This window comes from Sphingobacterium shayense (assembly GCF_013179575.1).
Classification (GTDB): Bacteria; Bacteroidota; Bacteroidia; order Sphingobacteriales; family Sphingobacteriaceae; genus Sphingobacterium; species Sphingobacterium shayense.
This window is the reverse complement of the sequence record NZ_JABMCQ010000023.1, coordinates 12150-33905: the sequence shown is the minus strand read 5'-3', so window position 1 is coordinate 33905 and position 21756 is coordinate 12150. Positions and strand designations below refer to the sequence as shown.

Annotated in this window: 11 protein-coding genes; 9 read left to right on the top strand and 2 right to left on the bottom strand. The window is 41.6% G+C overall.

The window, feature by feature from the left end:
• A partial coding sequence (locus HP439_RS04920) for a glycosyl hydrolase (protein WP_216657767.1) occupies nt 1–2318 on the top strand: 2318 nt, incomplete at its 5' end.
• A 78-nt stretch (nt 2319–2396) separates the two neighbouring features.
• Here HP439_RS04920 and HP439_RS04915 read toward each other — a convergent pair.
• Nucleotides 2397–3116 carry a DUF2931 family protein gene (locus tag HP439_RS04915; RefSeq protein ID WP_172389227.1) on the bottom strand — a complete coding sequence of 240 codons (720 nt, stop codon included), beginning with the start codon at nt 3114–3116 and terminating at the stop codon, nt 2397–2399.
• Nucleotides 3117–3127: 11 nt separating this feature from the next.
• Nucleotides 3128–3442, bottom strand: a complete 315-nt coding sequence (locus tag HP439_RS04910; RefSeq protein ID WP_172389226.1) for a hypothetical protein — start codon at nt 3440–3442, stop codon at nt 3128–3130.
• A gap of 375 nt (nt 3443–3817) precedes the next feature.
• Here HP439_RS04910 and HP439_RS04905 point away from each other — a divergent pair, with 375 nt between their 5' ends.
• The 8 genes from HP439_RS04905 to HP439_RS04870 all read left to right on the top strand — a co-directional run bounded on the left by HP439_RS04905 (nt 3818) and on the right by HP439_RS04870 (nt 21718).
• Nucleotides 3818–6997 carry a SusC/RagA family TonB-linked outer membrane protein gene (locus HP439_RS04905; RefSeq protein WP_246229249.1) on the top strand — a complete coding sequence of 1060 codons (3180 nt, stop codon included), beginning with the start codon at nt 3818–3820 and terminating at the stop codon, nt 6995–6997.
• A gap of 5 nt (nt 6998–7002) precedes the next feature.
• Complete coding sequence (locus HP439_RS04900) at nt 7003–8511, top strand: RagB/SusD family nutrient uptake outer membrane protein (RefSeq protein ID WP_172389224.1); 1509 nt, start codon at nt 7003–7005, stop codon at nt 8509–8511.
• A 320-nt stretch (nt 8512–8831) separates the two neighbouring features.
• Nucleotides 8832–9860: a substrate-binding domain-containing protein gene (locus HP439_RS04895; RefSeq protein WP_172389223.1), complete on the top strand. Its 1029-nt coding sequence runs from the start codon at nt 8832–8834 to the stop codon at nt 9858–9860.
• 342 nt (nt 9861–10202) lie between these two features.
• On the top strand, nt 10203–13298 hold the full coding sequence (locus tag HP439_RS04890; protein ID WP_172389222.1) for a SusC/RagA family TonB-linked outer membrane protein: 3096 nt from the start codon (nt 10203–10205) through the stop codon (nt 13296–13298).
• 11 nt (nt 13299–13309) lie between these two features.
• Nucleotides 13310–15283, top strand: coding sequence for a RagB/SusD family nutrient uptake outer membrane protein (locus HP439_RS04885; RefSeq protein ID WP_172389221.1), 1974 nt, complete (start codon nt 13310–13312; stop codon nt 15281–15283).
• 312 nt (nt 15284–15595) lie between these two features.
• Nucleotides 15596–16711 carry a glycoside hydrolase family protein gene (locus HP439_RS04880; RefSeq protein ID WP_246229247.1) on the top strand — a complete coding sequence of 372 codons (1116 nt, stop codon included), beginning with the start codon at nt 15596–15598 and terminating at the stop codon, nt 16709–16711.
• Nucleotides 16712–16733: 22 nt separating this feature from the next.
• Complete coding sequence (locus tag HP439_RS04875) at nt 16734–18134, top strand: glycoside hydrolase family 28 protein (protein WP_172389220.1); 1401 nt, start codon at nt 16734–16736, stop codon at nt 18132–18134.
• Nucleotides 18135–18136: 2 nt separating this feature from the next.
• Nucleotides 18137–21718, top strand: a complete 3582-nt coding sequence (locus tag HP439_RS04870; protein ID WP_172389219.1) for a DUF4450 domain-containing protein — start codon at nt 18137–18139, stop codon at nt 21716–21718.
• Nucleotides 21719–21756: the final 38 nt, after the last annotated feature.

Here is a 21756-nt window from a genome sequence, read left to right as displayed (position 1 = left end):
TAAATTTCCCTATAAAAGTGAGTGATCCGAAACAGACTTTTGTACATCTGAAAGCGCTGCGCGCTTTTGATAATTCAGAAAAGGAGATTAACCTTGATAAATTTCTTGAAAAGGCTACCGGAACATGGACGGCCCCTCAAGATATGAAGCTTATCGCTTTGTTTTCTGGTAGGACTCGGCAAAAAGTGAAACGTGCTGCCCCAGGAGGGGAAGGTTTTACGCTAGATCATCTAGGGTCAACATCTGTACAGGCATATTTCGATCGATTTAGAGATGCTTTTAAAAGTCGTAAGTTGTCGCTTACGAGTTTTTTTAACGACAGTTATGAAGTATATGGTGCAAATTGGACAGAGGGATTTCTAGTTGAATTTTTTCGACGGAAGAATTATAAGTTAGAAGATCATTTGCTTGCATTTTCGGGACTGGGGAATGATTCAGAAATAGAGAAAAGAGTGAAAGCTGACTACCGTGAGGTGGTTAGCGAAATACTGAGAGAGAATTTTTTGATCCCCTTTACCAAGTTTGCGCATGAATATGGTGCTATGTCCCGAAATCAGGCTCACGGTTCCCCAGGAAATTTAATCGATTTATATGCGAGTACCGATATAGCCGAGTGCGAAACCTTTGGTTCGAGCGCTTTTGATATTCCTGGTCTACGACGGGACTCCGCCGATGTGCGAAATGTCGACCCCGACCCGATGATGTTTAAGTTTGCCTCTTCTGCAACCCATATATCAGGGAAAAAGTACACTAGTTCAGAAACGTTTACTTGGTTGACCGAACATTTTAAGACTGCACTTTCACAAGCTAAGCCCGAAGTAGAGCAACTGTTTTTAGCAGGGGTAAACCATGTTTATTACCATGGCACCACCTATTCACCGTCAGACGTTTCCTATCCAGGTTGGTTATTTTATGCTTCGGTAAACTTCACGACGAATAATTCTTTCTGGCCACATCTGAAGGGGCTCAACGAATACGTCACACGCGTTCAGTCAATACTACAAACAACGAAGGCCGATAACGAACTGTTAGTCTATTGGCCGATTTATGACGTATGGCATGATACAAATAGTGCGTTTAAAACATTGTCGGTTCATCATGTTGATGAGTGGCTCCATCCAACTGAATTTTACAAACAAAGCTTAAATCTTCAGCGCAGAGGATATAGTTTCGATTTTGTAAGCGATGAGATATTATCAGGTTCTAAAGTATCAGCTAATAAAATTCAAACGGCAGATGCAGCGCGTCCATATAGAGCGCTGTATATTCCGGCAAGCCGCTATTTTTCCGAGCATACGCTCGAAGCCATTTTGAAGCTCGCTCATAATGGTGCTACAGTGATATTCGAATCACTGCCTCAAGATGTACATGGTCTCGCTAATTTATCCGAGCGACGTGCGGTACTCAAAAAGCTCTTGGGAACCTTGAAATTTAACGATCAGGACGCCAATCAATATACACGCTACGGAAAAGGTAAAGTTTATTTGACCACTGATACACATTCAGCGCTGGAAACAGAAAACATTTTTGCTGAATCTATTACGCGTACTGGTCTGAAATTTAATCGCCGGGTGAATGAAAATGGTTATTACTATTACCTTGTCAATCACACCTCAAAAACGGTTGACGCACATGTTGCTCTTTTAAATAAGGAGTCAAACTATGTTTTACTGGACCCTCAGACAGGACGAACTTTTTCCTTGCCCGTGAATGAGCAAGGAGAAATTCGTTTACAAATCCCCTCGGGTTATGCGTGGATCGTTCAGGCCACTGCCAAAAGTATTGATCTCTCCGAATATCAGTATATGGATCAGGTTTATACTTTCGAGATTTCGGATGAACCGTGGAAAGTGTCTTTTCTAGTTGGGGGACCCGAGTTGCCTAAAAGTCGGACGATCAATATGTTAAATTATTGGACAAGCTGGGATGATCCGAAAGCCAATAACTTTGCGGGTACTGCAGCTTATGAAACTTCGTTTAATCTGCAGAAACAATCAGGTAAATCATACCGTTTAAATCTAGGGAAGGTTGCTGAAAGTGCAAAGTTGATTATAAATGGTGAACAGGCGGGTATCTTATGGTCGCAGCCATATGAATTAGATGTAACTCATTTATTAAAAGCGGGACGTAACAGGATCCGAGTTGAGGTTGCTGGACTAATGGCCAATCGCATGCGAGATATGGATAGACGCAAGATCTCTTGGCGGAATTATCATGAAATAAATTTCGTGAATATCAATTACAAAGATTTTGACGCAAGTGGTTGGGAAATTTTGGATAGTGGTCTTCGGGGGCCTGTACAGCTGTTGGAGTATTAGCGCAAAGCATTTCGGCGGTTATTTTTATAGATAACCGCCTTCATCTTTATTGCCTTCATTGGTGGAGTTGCTTTTAGTTTAATAATTTAGGTATGAATGTTTGGGTAGAGCGAGGCTATCGGCATATCGGGCATACGGTTGTGGTTCGTTATCTGATTCCTCGGGAACACTATCTGCAATACCGTTAAAAGCATAGTCATAGTATTCTTGAAATGTAAATGTTTCTCCGCTATAAGTTAAATCGTCCCGTTCGGGTTGCTTAGGGTGAAGTCTTGTTTTTAGAATGACATTGTCTTCTGTTTTAGATCGTTGCCATACAATAATATAGCCGTCATTTGCAAATCCGACTAGAAAGGTCATCCCCTTTTTATTTTCGCCGAAATGATAGATATCGATACCTTCATTTTTTTGTATGGCTTTTTTAAAGTTCGTTTTTATTTGCTCCACAGGTAAGAGGATTGTATCACGAAAGAATTGTTTGCTGTGATAATCTATGTATTTGACGACTAGGTGTTTTGGAACGAGGAGTTTTTTGTTACTCTTGTGGAAATAGGGGTCTTCTCCCCAAACAGAGTTACCAGAATTCACGCCTTCATAATCTATATAAATCTTCTCAGCAGGGTTCTCGGTGATGAAATAGGACTCGCGAATGTGCACTGGGAAAGCCTGGGGTGCAGTGCAACTCGCTGAATAAAAGTACCGGTACCAAGGTTTGTACCGCACCGTCTTTAGCGTAACGAGTACGACCAGCACGATTAATATAACCAAATATATTTTGTTGACATTGTTGAAATTCATGATTTAGCTTACTAATTTTTGAAACCTTTTCCCAATTGGACAGCGTACCAGCCCAATCCTAGTAAGATTAAAGTACCTACTAAGCATATTGCAAATACCCATTTTACCCAACGGTATTTTTTTTGGTTATACCCTAGTGCGAATACTGCTAAAAGAGCGGTGAAACTTATACAGAAGGCAAAGAGAGTTGCTATGTTGTCCGGGTCATATTTAAATGCGCCACCGAAGGATATGGTTGCTAAAACCGTGTTGACAATAAGTAGTATAACAGATAATCCTACAGCTTTATTTTGATTTTCATCCTTATTTAATAGATCTTCTTCCATTGTTTTTTGCGTTTATGCTAAATGAAATTGACTGCGACACAATAGATATCTTCAAATTTTGATCGCTCTTTCTGATAAAAATACAATTTTTAGGTTGTTAGCAAACGTTTTTGTCCACTGTTCTTATCTAGTTGACTAGTGTTTTGTTTGGAAAATCGGTTAGCGAACAAATAAATTAAGTAGATTTTTCACGAAATTTTGTTACTTATATTTCTGTTTCGGATCGGTATGTTAAAGGCTAATATTATGTTTCGTGCGAATGGCGCTAGGATTTAGTCGAAGGACATGAAACCACATGACGGTTATTTTTTTTTGACTTATTACATTAGGGAATCATTGCTTCTATCATATATGGAAGTGCTAACAATTAAATCTATGTTTTCAAAAAAATGGTTAAAATACCTTTTGGTTCCTTTGTTCTGCTGTTGGTCAGTGGCTTACGGCCAAGAACTCTTAAAAGGGAAAGTCCAGAATGTTTCGCAGACTCCGATTGCCGGAGCATCAATTAAAGTTGTGGGGGATAATAATCGGACGACGTCGTCTGACAACAACGGAGCCTTTAGCATTGCGGTGAACGTCGGAGAAACCCTGCAATTTACATCTGTTGAGTATCAAGATCAGACACTCAAAGTAGTTTCTATGCAACCGATTACAGTGGCTTTGCGAGATAGAGACGAGCTTCTTGACGAAGTTGTCGTTATCGGATATGGGTCACAACGCCGTTCAAACTTGGTTGCCCCAGTGTCTAAATTTAATGCGGAAGGTTTGCAGGAGCGTCCTATTACGCGGGTGGATCAGGCTTTAGTCGGACAGATGTCAGGCGTGCGCGTGAAGCAAACGACAGGTATTCCTGGAAAAGGTATGAGTGTTCAGGTGCGCGGTTCAGGATCGATTACAGCAGGAAGCGAACCTTTGTATGTTATTGACGGTTTTCCACTTAATACAGAAAGGCCTAATGGATCCGGTAATTACGCCTCTGGAAACCCATTGGATAATATGAATCCTAGCGATATCGAGTCTGTAGAAGTTCTTAAAGATGCTTCGGCAGCAGCAATTTATGGTTCACGTGCTGCGAACGGAGTAGTGCTCATCACAACGAAGCGGGGTAAATCGGGTGAAGCTAAAGTCTCTTTTAATACTTATGTTGGAGCGTCCGAGGCCTATAAGAAATTAGATATGTTAAGTCCAACAGAGTGGATAGATCGTTCCAAAGAAATGATAAATGCGCAATGGGTAGCCTCGGCGACTGGTCGTAATGCATCTCAGACTATGGAGGAGAGACGGGAGATTTTGGGGATTGCTCCAGGCACATACAATACGACATATATGTATGACGAACGCTGGGACGAACAGGGCTATCCCGGACTTTATTTAATAGACTGGCAGGATGAGGTATACCGAAAAGGATTGGTTCAAAACTATCAACTCGCAGCATCTGGGGGTACAGATTACGTGAATTATTACGTTTCGGGGAACTATATGGATCAGAAAGCAATCGTTAAAGGTATTGATTATAAGAATTACGCACTTCGTGCTAATGTTGACGTAAAGGCGAGCGACAAGATCAGCCTTGGAATGAATTTGGCTCCAACCTACTCGATTCAGAACGACCCAGGTGCGGAGGGCAAAGATAATGTTATGCACCAAGTATATTCTATGAGCCCGGTGCAAGAACAACCAGCAGGTATGGCGAATGTGTACGAAAATGAAAAGTATCCATGGAGTACCTCTACAAATGATCCGCTGGCCAAGTTAACAAACCATATTGGGGAGAATAAAACGACACGGATCCTAGCAACTGTATACGGACAATACAAAATTTTGGATAATCTGACGTTTAAAACTACGGTCAACTACGATCATACCGATCGCAATTCATTTTCTTTTCGGCCATACACCGTTGGCAGTACCCTTGAAAACAGGCTAAGTAAACCTAATGAGGGAACCTATGGAGCGGATAATAAGTATACAGCACAGACATTTGTCAACGAAAATACATTAAATTACGACCTTAATGTTAACCAGCATAGTATCAATGCATTATTAGGTCATGCCTACAATTATTATAGGTTTGATGCCTCTTCGATTTCTTCTCGGGGAGGATACACCAACAGTTCTATTAGAACCTTAAATGCGGCTGTATCCACTGTGGCATCTAGCGAAGCATCTAAAAATTTGATGCTTTCCTATTTCGGTCGTATACAATACGCATATAACGATAAATATCTTTTGTCAGCTAGTATCCGCCGTGACGGATCTTCTCGCTTTGGTTTAAACACGAAATGGGGTTGGTTTCCTTCTTTGTCCGTAGGATGGAGATTGTCGGAAGAAGAATTTTTAAAAGGAAAAAATATCTTCCAGGACTTGAAGATTAGAGCTAGTTATGGCGAGTCTGGAAATAATAATATAGGCGATTATAGCTCTATCGCATTACTTGATTTCTATAGTTATGCTTGGGGAGAATCTCTAGCATCCGGTCAAGCACCGAGTAATATTATCAATCCCAATCTAACATGGGAGAAATCGAGAACTTTCGATGTAGGTTTGGATTTTTCCGTATTAGGTTCTCGTTTGTCAGGTTCGTTTGACTGGTATAAGCGTAATAGTAGTAACTTATTATTGAATGTACCTACGATGTTTGCGACAGGATTCTCTTCCTTTTTAGATAATGCAGGGGAAGTAGCTAGCAGAGGTTGGGATTTAGAGTTAACCACACGCAATATACAGCACAGTAATTTCTCATGGTCGACGTCCTTGAATATTTCGCATAATAGTAATGAAGTCACAAAACTCGTTGGCGATCAACAACAGATCCTTATTCCTTCGTCTTTTGATATTGAACATTCCGTTTTACGTGTGGGCGAACCGATGTATAGTATTTATGTCGTTCAACAAGACGGTATCCTTAGTCAACAGGATATTGATAATGGAGCCGCCTTATATGGTACGCAAAAAGCGGGAGATCCACGCTACGTGGATACCAACGGTGATAACGTGATTGATGCCGATGATCGCGTAATTGTGGGTCATCCTAATCCGGATTACGTTTGGGGGATCACAAATAATTTCAAGTATAAGAATTTCGACTTGAGCATCTTGTTTCAAGGACAACAAGGTGGACATATCTATTCCTTGCTCGGGCGAGCACTCGGCCGGACGGGGCAGGGAGCTACGGATAATGCACTAGGTTTTTATCGCGATCGTTGGCGCTCGGAAGACGATCCTGGAGCCGGACGAGTAGGTGCAGCCTATTCAACTTTCGGTAGAATTAAAAATACTGATTGGTTGTATTCGTCCGATTATTGGCGTCTAAGAAATGTAACTTTTGGTTATAACGTCAAAGATCTTAAACTTGGCGGGAGCTCGAAGCTCAACGCCGCGAGGTTGTACGTTACACTAGAAAATTTTTGGGGACAAGATAAATACGACGGCGGTTTGAATCCGGAGTCTGCTAATACGAATCTCAGCGGAAGCTCGACCTTTCCCGAAGCAGGTGATTATGGCGGGTTGGCTCTGCCAAAGACGTTTACATTTGGTATTAATTTGACATTCTAATTATCATGAGAAAAATATTATATATAGCGTTGAGTTTAGGGATATTGTCATCCTGTGATATAGATCTCAACCAACAGCCGATTTCTAAAGCGACCTCTGATACGTATTTTCTCACGGTGAACGATTTCACACAAGGATTAAATGCCGTGTACAGTTCTGTTCGGGGTTATCCCGATCGCTTATTGAATCTCTCCGAAACTCGATCGGATAATCTCTATGCTATCTCCGACGGTGGTGTAAGGGATTGGGAAGGAATTAATAGTTTCCATAAAACGCTCGACGCTAACCCTTATGTCACGGAGGCTTGGCAGAGTAATTATACAGGGATATTCCGGGCCAATAATTTTTTACAGCAGTTACAGGCGAAGGGAGAGTCCGTTATCCTCGATACGGACATGCGCATGCAGATGGAAGGAGAAGCTCGTTTTTTACGTGCGTTCTATTACTTCGATCTTATCCGTTATTTCGGCGAAGTTCCACTGATTGATCGGGTGGTCGAAGCGGCTGAGGCGAAGGAGATCCCTCGCAGTTCTGTAAGTGACGTCTACAATTTTATTATTGAAGATCTTATCGCTGCAGCGGATTATTTACCAGCAAAAAGCGAATACGAGAATGGCGATAAAGGACGCGCGAATAAACATGCTGCAAAGGCGTTATTGGGACTCGTCTATATGACTCGTTCTGGTCCGGATCTTGGAATCAAAGGTGCAGGAATGAATACCGGTGAATGGAATGAAGCAGTAGTGCTATTCAATGAGGTAATTGCTAGTAATGAGTACAGTCTACTTGATTCTTATGCGGGAATATTTGATTATACAAAAGAAAATAATGACGAAGTCATTTTTAATATTGAATATACGACAGGTGCTACTCCCGTTGTGGGGGCCACTTTTCCGTGGGTACTCGTGCCTGACACATGGTTTCAATCGAAAGGTTTTGCAACACAGGGAGGGCTAACGATCCGTCCTGTATCAGCAGATCTTATGAATACCTTTCAGGAAAACGATATACGAAAAGATTTTAGTATCCAACAAGGGTATGTACACGCTTCGGTGGCAGAAAACCGCCCATTTATCAAAAAATTCGTGGATTTGGATAACGTTCCCACTACGAGTCGTATGGATTGGCCGATAAATTATATCGTATTTCGTTATACCGATCTTCTGCTTTTAAAAGCAGAGTGTGTATTAAATGGAGCGGCAGGTTCCGTAGCGCAAGATGTAGATGCGATTGTCAATAAGGTTCGTCAGCGCGCAGGAATCAGTGCTACTTTGACGGACGTTACCAAAGACGAATTGCTTGCAGAGCGTCGTCATGAGTTTGTTGGAGAAGGGTTGCGTTGGTTTGATCTAATTCGGACAGGCAAAGTTGAGCAAACAATGAGTAGCTGGATACAAGCGGAAGATGGTGGGCGCCAAATGCAGAGCTTTAATGTGAACTATGTATTGTATCCCATCCCTCAATCAGAGCTAAACACTAGCCCAGGTTTATATGAGCAAAATCCTGGTTATTGAGTGGCACGAATACACGCTGATATACAACCAACACTGTTAAGGTCGAACGGTAAGCCCCTCGACTCGGTATACAGGTGCTGAAAACCAACTCTTCACGTACCGATCTATCCGAATATCGGGCTGAAATTCGAGTTTGCCTGACAACGAGACGTAAACAAATGTTTAATATTTTTAATAGTTAGTTTCTCCAACAAGAGACTAACTATTTTTTCTTCTTTTGTCCGTTCATCTAGCTCTTGCGATCGCATTGCAGCACTAATTAAAATTGGAAATTAATGTAAAAAAGTGTTTCTTTAACGTGCCGTATGTAAACTCGCGTCATGAACAACATTGATTTTATTAAGAGTATTCAGATAAGTGACTTTTCCTCAACACCTAAGTATTTGCAGCTTGCTGATGCAGTGATCGACGGTGTGCGTAATAACCAGTTAATGCTCGGTGATATATTGCCCTCCATTAACGAATTGAGCGTACATCTTGATATCTCTAGAGATACTGTGGAAAAAGGTTATAAACATTTGAAGACCCTTAATATTATTTCGTCCACGCCCGGCAAGGGATACTTTGTTGCGAATGCAGAAGTGATAAGTAAACAAAAGATCGCTTTGTTTCTGAATAAGCTTAGTGCCCATAAGAAAATTGTTTATGATGCTTTCGCAAAAGAGCTTGGTGACGCTGCCTCCCTGGATCTATTTGTGTATAACAGTGATATTTCCCATTTACGGACGCTTCTTTTGAACCTGACAAAACATTACGATCGATATGTCGTGTTTCCTCATTTTAAAGAGGGGCGTGACCAGGCAGTGGAGGTGCTGGCAAACATCCCTGAAAATAAACTTTTACTGTTGGGTAAAAAAATTGAAGGAATGGAGGAATGTGATGCGGTTTTTGAAAACTATGAAAAAGATATTTACGGTGCACTGGAAAAAGCCCGGGAAGCGCTCTCGCGTTATCGGAGCTTGAAACTCGTATTTCCGGACAACACCGATTATCCCAAAGCCATCATTAAAGGATTTTATAAATTCTGTCAACAGTATGGCTTCGATCACATATTGGTAGATGACTTAAAAGAGGAGCATATCAAAAAGGGGGAATGCTACATTAATATCGCAGAAAATGACCTTGTACTTATTCTTGAGAAATGTATCGAAAAGGGATTTAAAGTGGGTGAAGACATTGGTGTTATTTCCTATAATGAGACTCCCCTGAAGAAGTTTATTCTGAACGGTATTACGACAATATCTACCGATTTCGAGTTGATGGGTAGATATGCTGCGCAGATTATTATTGAGCAAAAAAAGACACAAGTCGAAGTTCCTTTTTATATCAATATCCGTCCGTCAATCTAAATAGTCTCACGGCGGTACAGGATACGGCAGGTTGCGACCCCTACAACCAATCTCTATCTTGGATAGTAGAAATTCAAAAAAGTATTTTGCTAACCAATATACAGGTTAATAACAGACCAATTAGACATAATTCCGAACGATAACAATATTTTGATAAACGCATGCTGTGAATTGTTCTCGCGTAGGTCATTTTTTCTGTTAAATCTTTAATTGTCGAAAGTACAATTTATTGATAATGAACACTGGACATTTGGTTTTTAGTTGATCTGACGATCTATTTGGTAGCAATCTATTTGTAAAAACAGAATCAATTATCTAAAGAGTTAAATCATGATCACCCAAATGAAAGAAAAAATGATCGATGGCTGGAAGAGCTTGCAACTGATGCGGTTTATGCTTTTTTTTATAGCATTACTCTCGGGGCTCCCATCCTCGGCACAAACTACGATTTCTGGCGACGTAAAAGATTCGTTTGGTAAGCCGTTGGTTGGTGTTACTATTACCTTAAGGGGGAGTGCTATTGCGACATCAACTAATGATACCGGCCAATTTAATGTTCAGGCACCTGGTGCCGGAACTTTAGTGTTTACCATGGTTGGCTATACGAAAAAGGAGGTGTCTTACGTAAACCAAAGTAAACTATCTGTAGTTTTAGAAGAATTAAATGAAATTGTTGAAGAAGTTGTGGTAGTCGGCTACAATGTTGTTAAAAAATCAGATCTGACGGGTGCAATTACATCTATCGGCAGCGAGGAAATAACCGCTATGCCGGTAACGAATTCTTTGCAGGCGCTGCAAGGAAGGACAGCGGGAGTAGACGTTACGTCCAACGAACGTCCAGGGGAGATGGGGGCTATTCGCGTGAGGGGGAATAGATCGCTGCTCGCTTCCAATTCACCTTTATATGTTGTTGATGGTGTTCCCCTTAGTTCCGGCGGTATTGAGTTTATCAATCCAAAAGACATTGCAAGCATGGACGTATTAAAAGATGCCTCTGCAACGGCAATCTACGGGTCGCGAGGAGCTAATGGAGTAATTATTGTTACCACAAAGCGAGGTAACATTGGGCGCATGACGCTCGAATATTCCGGAACTACTACAGTTGAAAAGTTGCAGGATCGAACAGAAATGATGGACGCAGCTAAGTATATACAATTCAGAAGAGATGCATATCGTCAAGACGGGAAATACCCCAATCAACCTGATCAGGCACGTGATCAGGAGATCTTTGGTTCTGATCCAACAGCATGGGCTAATATAGCTAAAGGATGGGAAGGTGGCACCTGGAATCCTTCAGCAGTTTCGACAACAGACTGGACGGATTATGTGACCAAAACGGGTATAACCCAAGATCATATTCTTTCGGCATCTGGCGGCACGAAAAATATGCAGGCATATGGATCTTTTGGATATCTAAAACAGGACGGCACACAACTTGGGCAGGATTACCAGCGCTACTCTGGGAAAATCAGTGTTGATATTACTCCGGTCAATTGGTTTAAGATGGGGGCAGTTATGAACACGACCTTTGGGGATCAAAATTATGGTTTCGCTACGACAAATGTCACTGGTCCAGGCAATCTTTATTTTGCTGCTCAAGGAATGCTTCCGTATGCGGAACCTTACGATGTCGATGGAAATAGAATTAACCTTCCTGGTGGAGATGTCAATATTCAAAATCCTATTCTAGAAGCTAATTATAACATCAATGAAAGGCACGTTTGGCGGAATTTTGGTAACATCTTTGCTGAATTTGAGCCGATCAAAGGTCTTCGGTACCGGGTGAACTTTGGCCCGGACTATTATAGTAATCGAAATGGCCGTTATATGGATGCCAACTCGATAAATCGTGGCGCCGGCGAACCCGGTTCTACAAATTACGCACAGCTCAATAATACCATGCGTTTCTCTTGGACTTTAGATAACTTAATTTATTATAACAGGACATTTAATCAACATAATGCTGGGTTAACTTTGTTACAAAGCGCGACATCTAGTCGAACGGAAACATCCTCGATGACCGCGTCGAACTTACCATGGGATAGCCAAAAGTGGTATCAATTAAATTCTGTGGATGCTTTAGATCGCTTTTCTACAGGTTTAGTCGAAAGTCAATTGTCGTCGTATATGGTGCGTGGCAATTACGATTATGGCGGCAAGTATTTGTTTACAGGTTCGGTGCGTTGGGATGGTTCTTCTGTTCTTGGAGATGGGTTTAAATGGGACTGGTTTCCTTCGATGGCAGTGGCGTGGAGGCTTGACAAAGAGACCTTCTTGGAAAATGCAAACTGGATCAATATGCTAAAAGCGCGGGTAGGTTATGGGGTGGTTGGAAATTCTTCGGTAGATCCATATGGGACGCTGGGGGGGCTCCAAACTCTTTACTATGCATGGGGGTCAGTTGTTGAACCTGGATATGTTCCTTCGGATCCGTCAAGTGCTGATCCTCAGCCAATGCCGAACAAAGAGTTAGCATGGGAAAGGACGGCACAAATTAATTATGGCGTTGATTTTTCCCTGCTTGGATCACGTATATCGGGCTCATTGGATTTTTTCACCTCAAAAACAACAAATCTGTTGTTGCAGCGGGAAATACCGTCCGTTAACGGGTATACATTTACCTTCGATAATGTGGGGTCTACCTCCAATAAAGGAATCGAACTGACCTTAAATACTATAAACTTAAAAAGCCAAAATTTTTCGTGGGAATCGACGCTAAGTTTTACACATAGTAGAGACCGTATTGATGAATTGTCTTTGGGAGAAATGGACGAAGTTGGAAACGGCTGGTTTATTGGCGAGCGGTTGTCTGTTTATTACGACTATGTAAAAGAAGGTATTTGGCAAGATACCCCAGAGGATCTTGCAGAAATGGCAAAATTTAATGCAGATAACAATGCGAATTTTGTGCCTGGAAGTATTAAGGTGAAAGATTTGAATGGAGATTACATCATTGATGCAAACAACGATAGGCAAATTATCGGTCATTCTACGCCCGACTGGAACTTTGGTTTTGGGAACACCTTCACCTATAAGAGTTTCGATTTATCATTTTTCATATACGGACGAGGAGGTTTCATGATTGAATCTGGAGCCGAAGTATTGCAGGGACGTTATGCACAACGCGTCGTTGATTATTGGACACCAGAAAACCCGACTAATAATTACCCTTCGCCTAATTATGCTAGTGCAGCTGGTGATACCTATAAAAGTTCGATGAATTACCAAGACGGGACTTTCATTAAGCTCAGAAACGCGTCTTTTGGATACTCTTTTGGTAGCAACATCCTTGATCGGCTCAAACTTTCTAAACTTCGAGTTTATGTACAGGCTATGAATCCTGGATTATTATATTCTAAAGTAGATTGGATTGATCCAGATTTGGGAGGATCCACCTTCAATAGAGGAGTTGTTTTTGGTTTGAATATAGGTTTGTAAAAGTATTAACTATGAAAATTTTAAGAAATAAATATACGTATTGCATGTTTGCAGCACTCCCGCTCCTGGCAGTGCAAGGTTGCAGTAAGGACTTTTTAAAGGAGGATTTAATAACCGCTCGTAATACCAGTGACTTCGAGACCGTAGCGGGTATTGATGGATTGGTTACGGGGCTTTATCAGACGCTAAAGTACCATTTTAATTACGAATGGGCCTACGCGACAACAAATTATGGTACTGATGAGTTTTGGATCGGAGGAGATCGTACTAAAGAAATGTGGGGAACTTACAACGCCACTTTAAATAGTTTTACCGGTGAGGCCGAAAGTGTCTGGGATAATATGTATGGTGCTATTAACTCTGCTAATACGGTAATAGCACAGGTTCCCTTGGTTTTTACAAATGAAAGCCACAAAAATACACGATTGGGTGAGGGGTATTTTATGCGCGCATTTAATTATTTTAAACTTGTTAAGCAATATGGCGGAGTACCACTGAAGCTTGATCCGTCGTACACGGTTCAGCTTGAATTTTTCCGTAATTCAGAACAGGAGGTCTATGATCAGATAATTAGCGATTTCAGCCAAGCATATGAGTTACTCCCGGAAACTGGAGGACAAGAAGGACGGGTTACGAAATGGGCAGCAGCGCATTTTCTAGCGAAGGTCTATCTTTTTCGTGCGAGTGAACTTTATGAAAGCTGGAATAGTGGAAGCAAGGAAGCAGATTTGCAGAAGGCTGTAGACTACGGTAAGATTGTAATCGAACAAAGCCCACACAGTTTGGCCCAAAATTTCAGTGATTTATGGAATTATACAACACCGGATGGTGCGAATGAACGTTTGCCGGAGGTGATACTTGCCGCAAAATTCTCAAATAATGTTGCGACAGCGGGGCGTTATGGTAATCAGTTGCATCTACATTTTCCCTCTGTTTATCAAACATTACCTGGTATGCAGCGCGACATTGCTGGGGGACGTGAATTCCAGCGACTACGCACTTCCGATTATTCGGTGGACGTATATGACCGTGTAAATGACTCTCGTTTCTGGAAGAGTTTTAAGACAGAATATCTTTGTAATAAGCCTCAAGCGGCTCCTGTTTGGGATGTCGCTAGCGCGCCTAGCCCTGCATTGGTAAACAAGCCGAAATTCCAGGGAGGGGAAGTTTCTATTAAATACATAGTTAATAATGCAGACGACAACCGTTATACACAGGATAATATTAAGCTGCGCGCACCACACATGTTTGTGCGTTATTTCAGTGGAAATAATAAAGATTTCAAAGGAAACCACGGGAATTACGACGCGAGTCGTTATTTGACAATGTCTAAATTTGCGGATGGCTCCAGAAATTCAGTTGCCAGCCAAACTGGATATAGAGACGGTATCTTGGCGCGTGTAGCCGAAACTTACCTTATCGTTGCAGAGGCGCTCGGACGTCAGGGGAAGTACGAGTTAGCCCTACCTTATATTAATACCATTCGTGAACGAGCTGCCTATAAAGAGGGCGAGGACCGTTCGCTGTATGTGGACGGTGGTGTTGCATATAAAACGAACGATGTTGTCTCAGCAGGTTCATTGATTTCTTTTTCTGATAGAAACACGTATTTTGAATCGAACAATATCAGTGAAACAACGGCAGCTACCACTAACGAGATGCGTTTAGACGCAATATCAGAAATTTGGAACGCGACGGATCAATTTTATGATGCCCTAGGGGTGAACTCAAATGAACAGAAATTCGTCGCGTTTATACTTAACGAGCGTTCGAGAGAGTTAATGGGAGAATTGATGCGGTGGGAGGATCTTGCACGTACCAAGACACTAGTAAAAAGAGCATTAACATTTAGTAATGAGGCTGTTCCGTCAGAAAATAAACATTATTACCGTCCGATTCCTCAAAGTTTTCTTGATGTGGTTCAAAAGGATGGTAAGCCACTCAGCAATGACGAAAAACAAGCCATGCAAAATCATGGTTTTTAAAAATGATATCCATTTGAAGTAGATGTATTTACTGTTAAATAAGCTGCCTAAAAACGGCTTATTTAACTTTATTAGGATAAAGTCGACCGGCGTTTTTTTTCATTCATAAAATAATTGCTTCATCCTTGAGTTGAAATAGGATGCTCCGGATCAGCCATTGTAATAAATGTGTTAGACTTTCGCCAGCATTGTTTCTATTCCGGGTTTTGAGACGAATCAGGTCTGTTGGCAGGACAGCGCAGGATACGCGACATAAGTGATTTTGATATATTGCGAGCTAAACCTGTAAAACCAAAAGAGCAGATAGTAATCATGATGAACGTAAAAAGTAAGGACGTCGAGAAGAAAAGTAGGAGATATTTTATCCAATCTGGTATGTTTATCATATCCAGCTTACTTTTCGGCCCTAGGCTTCTGGGGAAATCTTTGGTTACGTTAGAATATCAACAGCCAGCATTTGTTTTACGGCCCATTGGTCGTTCATTACAATTAGCCGATTATTATATATGGTGTTCCTCTCCGATATGGGGTGAAGATGGGAAAGTCCATTTATTTTATTCCAGATGGAGAAAAGATAAAGGAATGAGTGGTTGGATTCGGGGATCTGAAATTGCACATGCTATTGCTGATTCACCATACGATCCGTTTGTTCACCAATCAGTTATACTATCTCCTCGCGAGGGTTTTTGGGATAGCACGACTTGTCATAATCCCTTGATAAAGAAGGTTGGAGAAACGTATTATCTTTTTTATATGGGTAATTCCAACGGAAAAACCGACACAAAGCGTATTGGGGTTGCGAAATCGAAAAGTTTGAAAGGGCCATGGGAACGTCCTGACGCTCCTTGTTTGTTACCCGGTATTGAGGGCGCTTGGGATGATCACTGTACAACAAATCCAGCCTTTATTGAAGGGACGGATGGGAAATATTGGCTTTTCTATAAATCATGGAATACAAAGGAATATTTGGAAGCGAAGGGAACCGTTCGGGGTAATCGGAAATATGGTTTAGCAAAAGCCGATCGGCCTGAAGGGCCGTATTATAAACAAGAGGAGAACCCAGTAATCGATTTTTCGAATCATCCTGCTAATGCGCAACTTGAAGATGCTTTCGTTTGGAAACAAAATGACGAATATTATATGATTGCTCGGGATATGGGATTTTATAATCATGAATATGGTTTGTTACTTGCCTCGAAAGATGGGTTACAGTGGACGGAACCAAAAGTATCTTACCTCGATATGCCAGCTTATCTCCATGAAGGATCTGCCCCAATGCACTTGAAGCGATTCGGCCGATTAGAACGTCCGATGTTATTGTTGAATCCCCGCTCAGGCGAACCGGAGTTCCTATTTGGAGCAAGCCAGGGAGGTGGTTCGGAAACTTCGACCACAGTTGTATTTGAGATACAGTCGTACACCTTGTAAAATTTTACGAAAACTATAAATTATGAAAAGAATTATCGGATACTTAATGACTTGCATATTGTTTGGAAGTGTTTCTGGTCAGCAAAATAAGTGGACAGACACCAAACAAATATTGAATGAAGTGGAAGACCTGAAACAGCAGATCGTAAAACCGACATTTCGAGATAAAGATTATGTCGTCACAGATTTCGGAGCTAAAGGCGACGGTACAAGCAAAAACACGGAAATTATTAATAGCCTGATCGCTACCTGTAGCCAAGAAGGTGGGGGCAGGGTAGTTGTGCCCAAAGGGGTGTTTTTAACAGGAGCAATCTACCTTAAAAGCAATGTAAACCTTCATGTTAGTGAGGGTGCTACGTTACTTTTTTCTAGAGATAGTTCTGATTATCCGATAGTGTTTACACGATGGGAAGGGATGGAATGTATGAATTATTCTCCCTTTATTTACGCCTACCAGGAGAAGAACATTGCTATAACCGGTAAAGGTCTACTTGATGGAAATGCGGACAAAGATCATTGGTGGTATTGGTGTGGAGCACGCGCTTATGGTTGGAATGAGTCTCGTCCTGGGGAACAAAAACCTGCTCGAGCTCGTTTACACCAACAAATGGCCGACGAAGTGGATGCGAAAACTAGGGTTTACGGCGATGGACATTTCTTACGGCCCAATTTTGTACAGCCTTATCTATGCACGAACGTCTGGATTGCAGATGTAAAACTAATTAATTCACCAATGTGGAATCTGAATCCAGTGCTGTGTGAGAACGTCTTGATAGAGCGTGTTCGTATAGTGAGCCATGGGCCTAATAATGATGGTTGCGATCCGGAGGCCAGCAAAAATGTTTGGATCAAGGACTGCTTTTTTGATACAGGGGATGATTGCATAGCGATAAAATCTGGCCGTGACGAAGATGGCCGTAATATTGGTCGGCCAGCAGAGAACCATATCATTGAAAATTGCATCATGAAAGAGGGCCATGGTGGAGTCGTTATTGGAAGTGAAATTGCGGGAGGCGCACGCAATATTTATTCGCTTAACAACAAAATGGACAGTCCGAATCTAGACCGTGCGCTTCGTATCAAAACAAGCTCTAGTAGGGGGGGGACTGTCGAGAACGTCTTTTTTTACAATACTAAGGTTGGAACATATAAAGATGCTGCTGTACGGTTTAATATGTTTTATGAAAAACCCGGGAAACACATTCCTACGATCCGAAATATTTGGGTTGAAAATCTAATTGTGGAAGACGGAGGGAAATATGGCGTTCTTTCTAGAGCATATGAATCCTCGCCGGTAACAGGGTTAACGATGATTAACTGTGTGATAAATGGGGTAGAAGAACCTTTTAAAGTGGATTATCTGAGCGATGTTAAGTTAGAGAAGGTGCTAATAAACGGCAGTCCAGTTACCACATTTAAATAATTATGCTAAAAAAAATTGTTACCAGTTGCCTGTTAGCTTTGATAGTATGTGTCGGGAAAGTGGAAGGACAGTCAAAGCATTGGCAAAATACTGACCGTAACTTACACTATACGGAGGATCAAGGCGATTTCCTTTTGGTAAATGGAAAATATCGATTTAACCGAGCACTGTATGGCGATAACAGAGCCTCTCGCGTGGAAGCCGGGGATTTACCAGAATTTGCTTTATATATGCCAGGAATGGGCGGTAATTTGCAATTCGCCCTGCAACAAAAAGATAGTATTAAGAAACTTATTCTAGCTGAACAAATCCAAACACGGTATCGGCCAGGCTCGATGATTTATCGAGTTAGGGATCCCTACCTAGGGCAAGGGTATCTCGATATTGTCGTGTTGGCACAGGCCGACCGTGAGGGGATAGTCGTTCGTGTTGAAGCCATCGATGTGCCGGCGGGAACTAGTTTACTGGCAATATTCGGAGGCGCAAGTGGCAAGCGTTTTAGTAGAAATGGTGATATTGGAGCCGATCCTGAATCCGGGTTTTACTTGTTGGGGGAATATTGTAAAAACAATGTTTATAAATGCAATAAAAATGTATTTGATCTTCGCTATTTAGGACGGCGCGAGTCTGAACAGTTTCTGCAGGGTAGTTTTACGGGAATCGATAAGCTATATCTTTCGGATGCTGTGTTGTGGGAAACTCAAGGGCAATTGAATGGCGACACCGCAAGCCTTAGCCCGTTGATCTATGCTCGTTACAACAGTCTTAAAAAACCTATATATATTCAAATAGCTAAGCCTGCAGATGGGATGGTTCCTAAGAATGAGGCACAAATTTTTGCGGACGCTGAGGCCAAAAGAATTGAATTAGCGAACCGTGTAGAACTTCATACACCAGATCGGTTTATTAACAATCTTGGTGCAACAATGGCTATAGCGGCCGATGGTATTTGGGAGAATCCGACTTTTTTGCACGGCGCTGTCGCCTGGAGGATGCGGCTTAATGCGTGGCGTGGAGCCTATGTCGCAGACGCTTTAGGGTGGCACGATCGGGCGAAGACACATTTTACTAGTTATGCTAAATCACAGGTGATCGCTCCAGAAAATGGTCCAATAGTCATGGATACAGCCCTTCATCTCGCTCGGCATCTTGAAGAATTGGGAACGTCTGTGTTTAGTAGTGGGTATATTTCGCGTAACCCTAATGATAACAGTGTCGCACATCATTACGATATGAACTTAGTCTTTTTTGATCAGATATTTTCACATTTTGATCAAACGGGCGATCGTAACTTTTTAAAGGAGCTATGGCCGACGATTGTACGGCATTTAGCTTGGGAACGCCGAAATTTCGATCGTGACGGCGACGGGCTATATGACGCATATTGCGCCATTTGGGCGAGTGATGGTTTGCAATACTCGGGAGGCGGGGTGACTCATACTTCTGCTTATAATTTCAGGGCGAATACGGCAGCTGCAAAACTTGCCCGTATCTTGGGAAAAGATCCATCATTGTATGAAGAAGAGGCTGAGAAGATCGGCAATGCGCTGAAAACTAAGTTATGGATGCCGCATTTAGGTCACTTTGCAGAGTTTAAAGATATGTTGGGTAATAAGCTGTTACATGACAAACCTGGAATTTGGACAATATACCACGTGGCCGATGCCTTCTTACTTGACGAGTTTGAAAATTATCAAAATCTTCAGTATATCCAAAATCATTTACCAAAAATACCTATATCGGTTCAAGGTCAGCAGCATGATGGATTGTATACTTTGGCCAGCACAAATTGGCAACCCTATACCTGGTCTATAAATAACGTTTCGTTGGCTGAGAATCTGCAGGCTTCGCTCGCGTTTTGGCAAGCGGGAAGGAATGAAGATGCTTTTCTTTTGTGGAAAAGTAATTTAATCGAGAGCATGTACCATGGCATTAGTCCTGGAAATTTTCAACAACTATCCCATTATGACGCTTTTAGGGGAGAACTTTACCGCGATTTTGCAGATCCTATAGGCGTTGCTTCTCGGACACTTGTAGAAGGGCTTTTCGGGGTACATCCCAAACTCATGGATGGATTATTTCATATACGTCCGGGCTTTCCTGCTGAATGGGAATATGCGCAACTTAGCTTGCCGGAATGGAGCTACGATTACAAAAAAGAAGGAGAAACGCTTTCCTATACAATCCGTACAAACTATGATCATTCGTTGAAACTTTCGATGGAGGTGCCTGTAAATTTCAGAAAGATAATCTCAGTCCAAGTAAACAATCGAAAAGTGAAATGGGATAAAAAGTCGGCTTCTATCGGCCAACCATATATCATATTTGAAGCGCCGGAAGCAAAAGATTTTAAAGTAGAGATTGTCGGAGAAGGGAATCTTTATCTTGAAAAGAATCCAATTTTGCAACATCCTTACCATACACCGTTGGAAATTAAGTTAAAAGAAGATCAATTTTTAATAGATATTTTCGATCCGCAAGACCTTATAAAAGAACGTCACGACGGATCAGTTGTGTTTCAAAGTCGTCCGCGAAAAGGAACTTTTTTTGTAAAGGTAAAGCACGGTGAGATGAGTTGGTGGAAACCTTATAATATAACCCTTATTGATCCTGTCTCCCAGACCTTTGTAAAGCAAGCTGATCAGTTAATTGTAACGCTGAAAAATAATACTACATCAATCCTGAAGGGAAAAATTTCCATTCAAAAATTTCGGAGTCCCGTTGAACTGGCGCCGTCATCGGAAGAACAAATAACAATACCAATTTTCGCCCTGAGTAAAGGAACTAACAGGTTTAATTTCAGTTTTGAAGATGTAAGTTGGACGGTTGATTACGTAGACTGGGAAATTGAGCAGAGTTCGCGTTATTCGACGCAAGATTTATCGACTTATTATAACGCTAGGTTGAGTCAGATCTTTGAAGAACAATATTTATCGCCTAGACCACAAGGACCCACTTTGCAACTTCCAACGCAGGGAATAGGAAACTGGTGTTATCCACTTACTACGGTATCAATTGACGACAGTGGAATTATGTCCACGCGAAAGGCAGAACTACTCACTTTTCTTGATATACCTTTTAAAATAAAAGGGAACAGAGCCAATGTAATTTTTACCAGTCAGTGGGACAATTTTCCTACTTGTTCCACTATTCCTTTGTCGGGCAATGCGAGTAAAGCTTACTTACTTCTTGCCGGTTCAACCAACCCAATGCAGTCTCAACTAGTTAATGCACAGATTGAAGTTTGGTATCAAGATGGGAGCAAGCAGGTGCTAGACTTGAAGAACCCCGAGAATTGGTGGCCGATTGAACAAGATTACTTAGACGATAATTTTGCTTTTGATTTGGAAGACCAACGAATTCCATACCGAGTTGCGTTGAAAACAGGGGAGTTATTTAAAGGAGGACAATTCGAATCGTACGGAGAAATTAAAGGTTATACCAATCGTGCAATCGAAGGTGGAGCTGCAACGCTACTCGATGTCCCGCTTGATCAAACAAAGGAATTGAAATCAATGAAGTTGGTAACAAGAGCTAACGATGTGGTGGTTGGGTTGATCGCCGCTACCTTAATGCGGAACTAATTAAGAACATGGTTTCGATTAAATCGAAATTTTTAAAA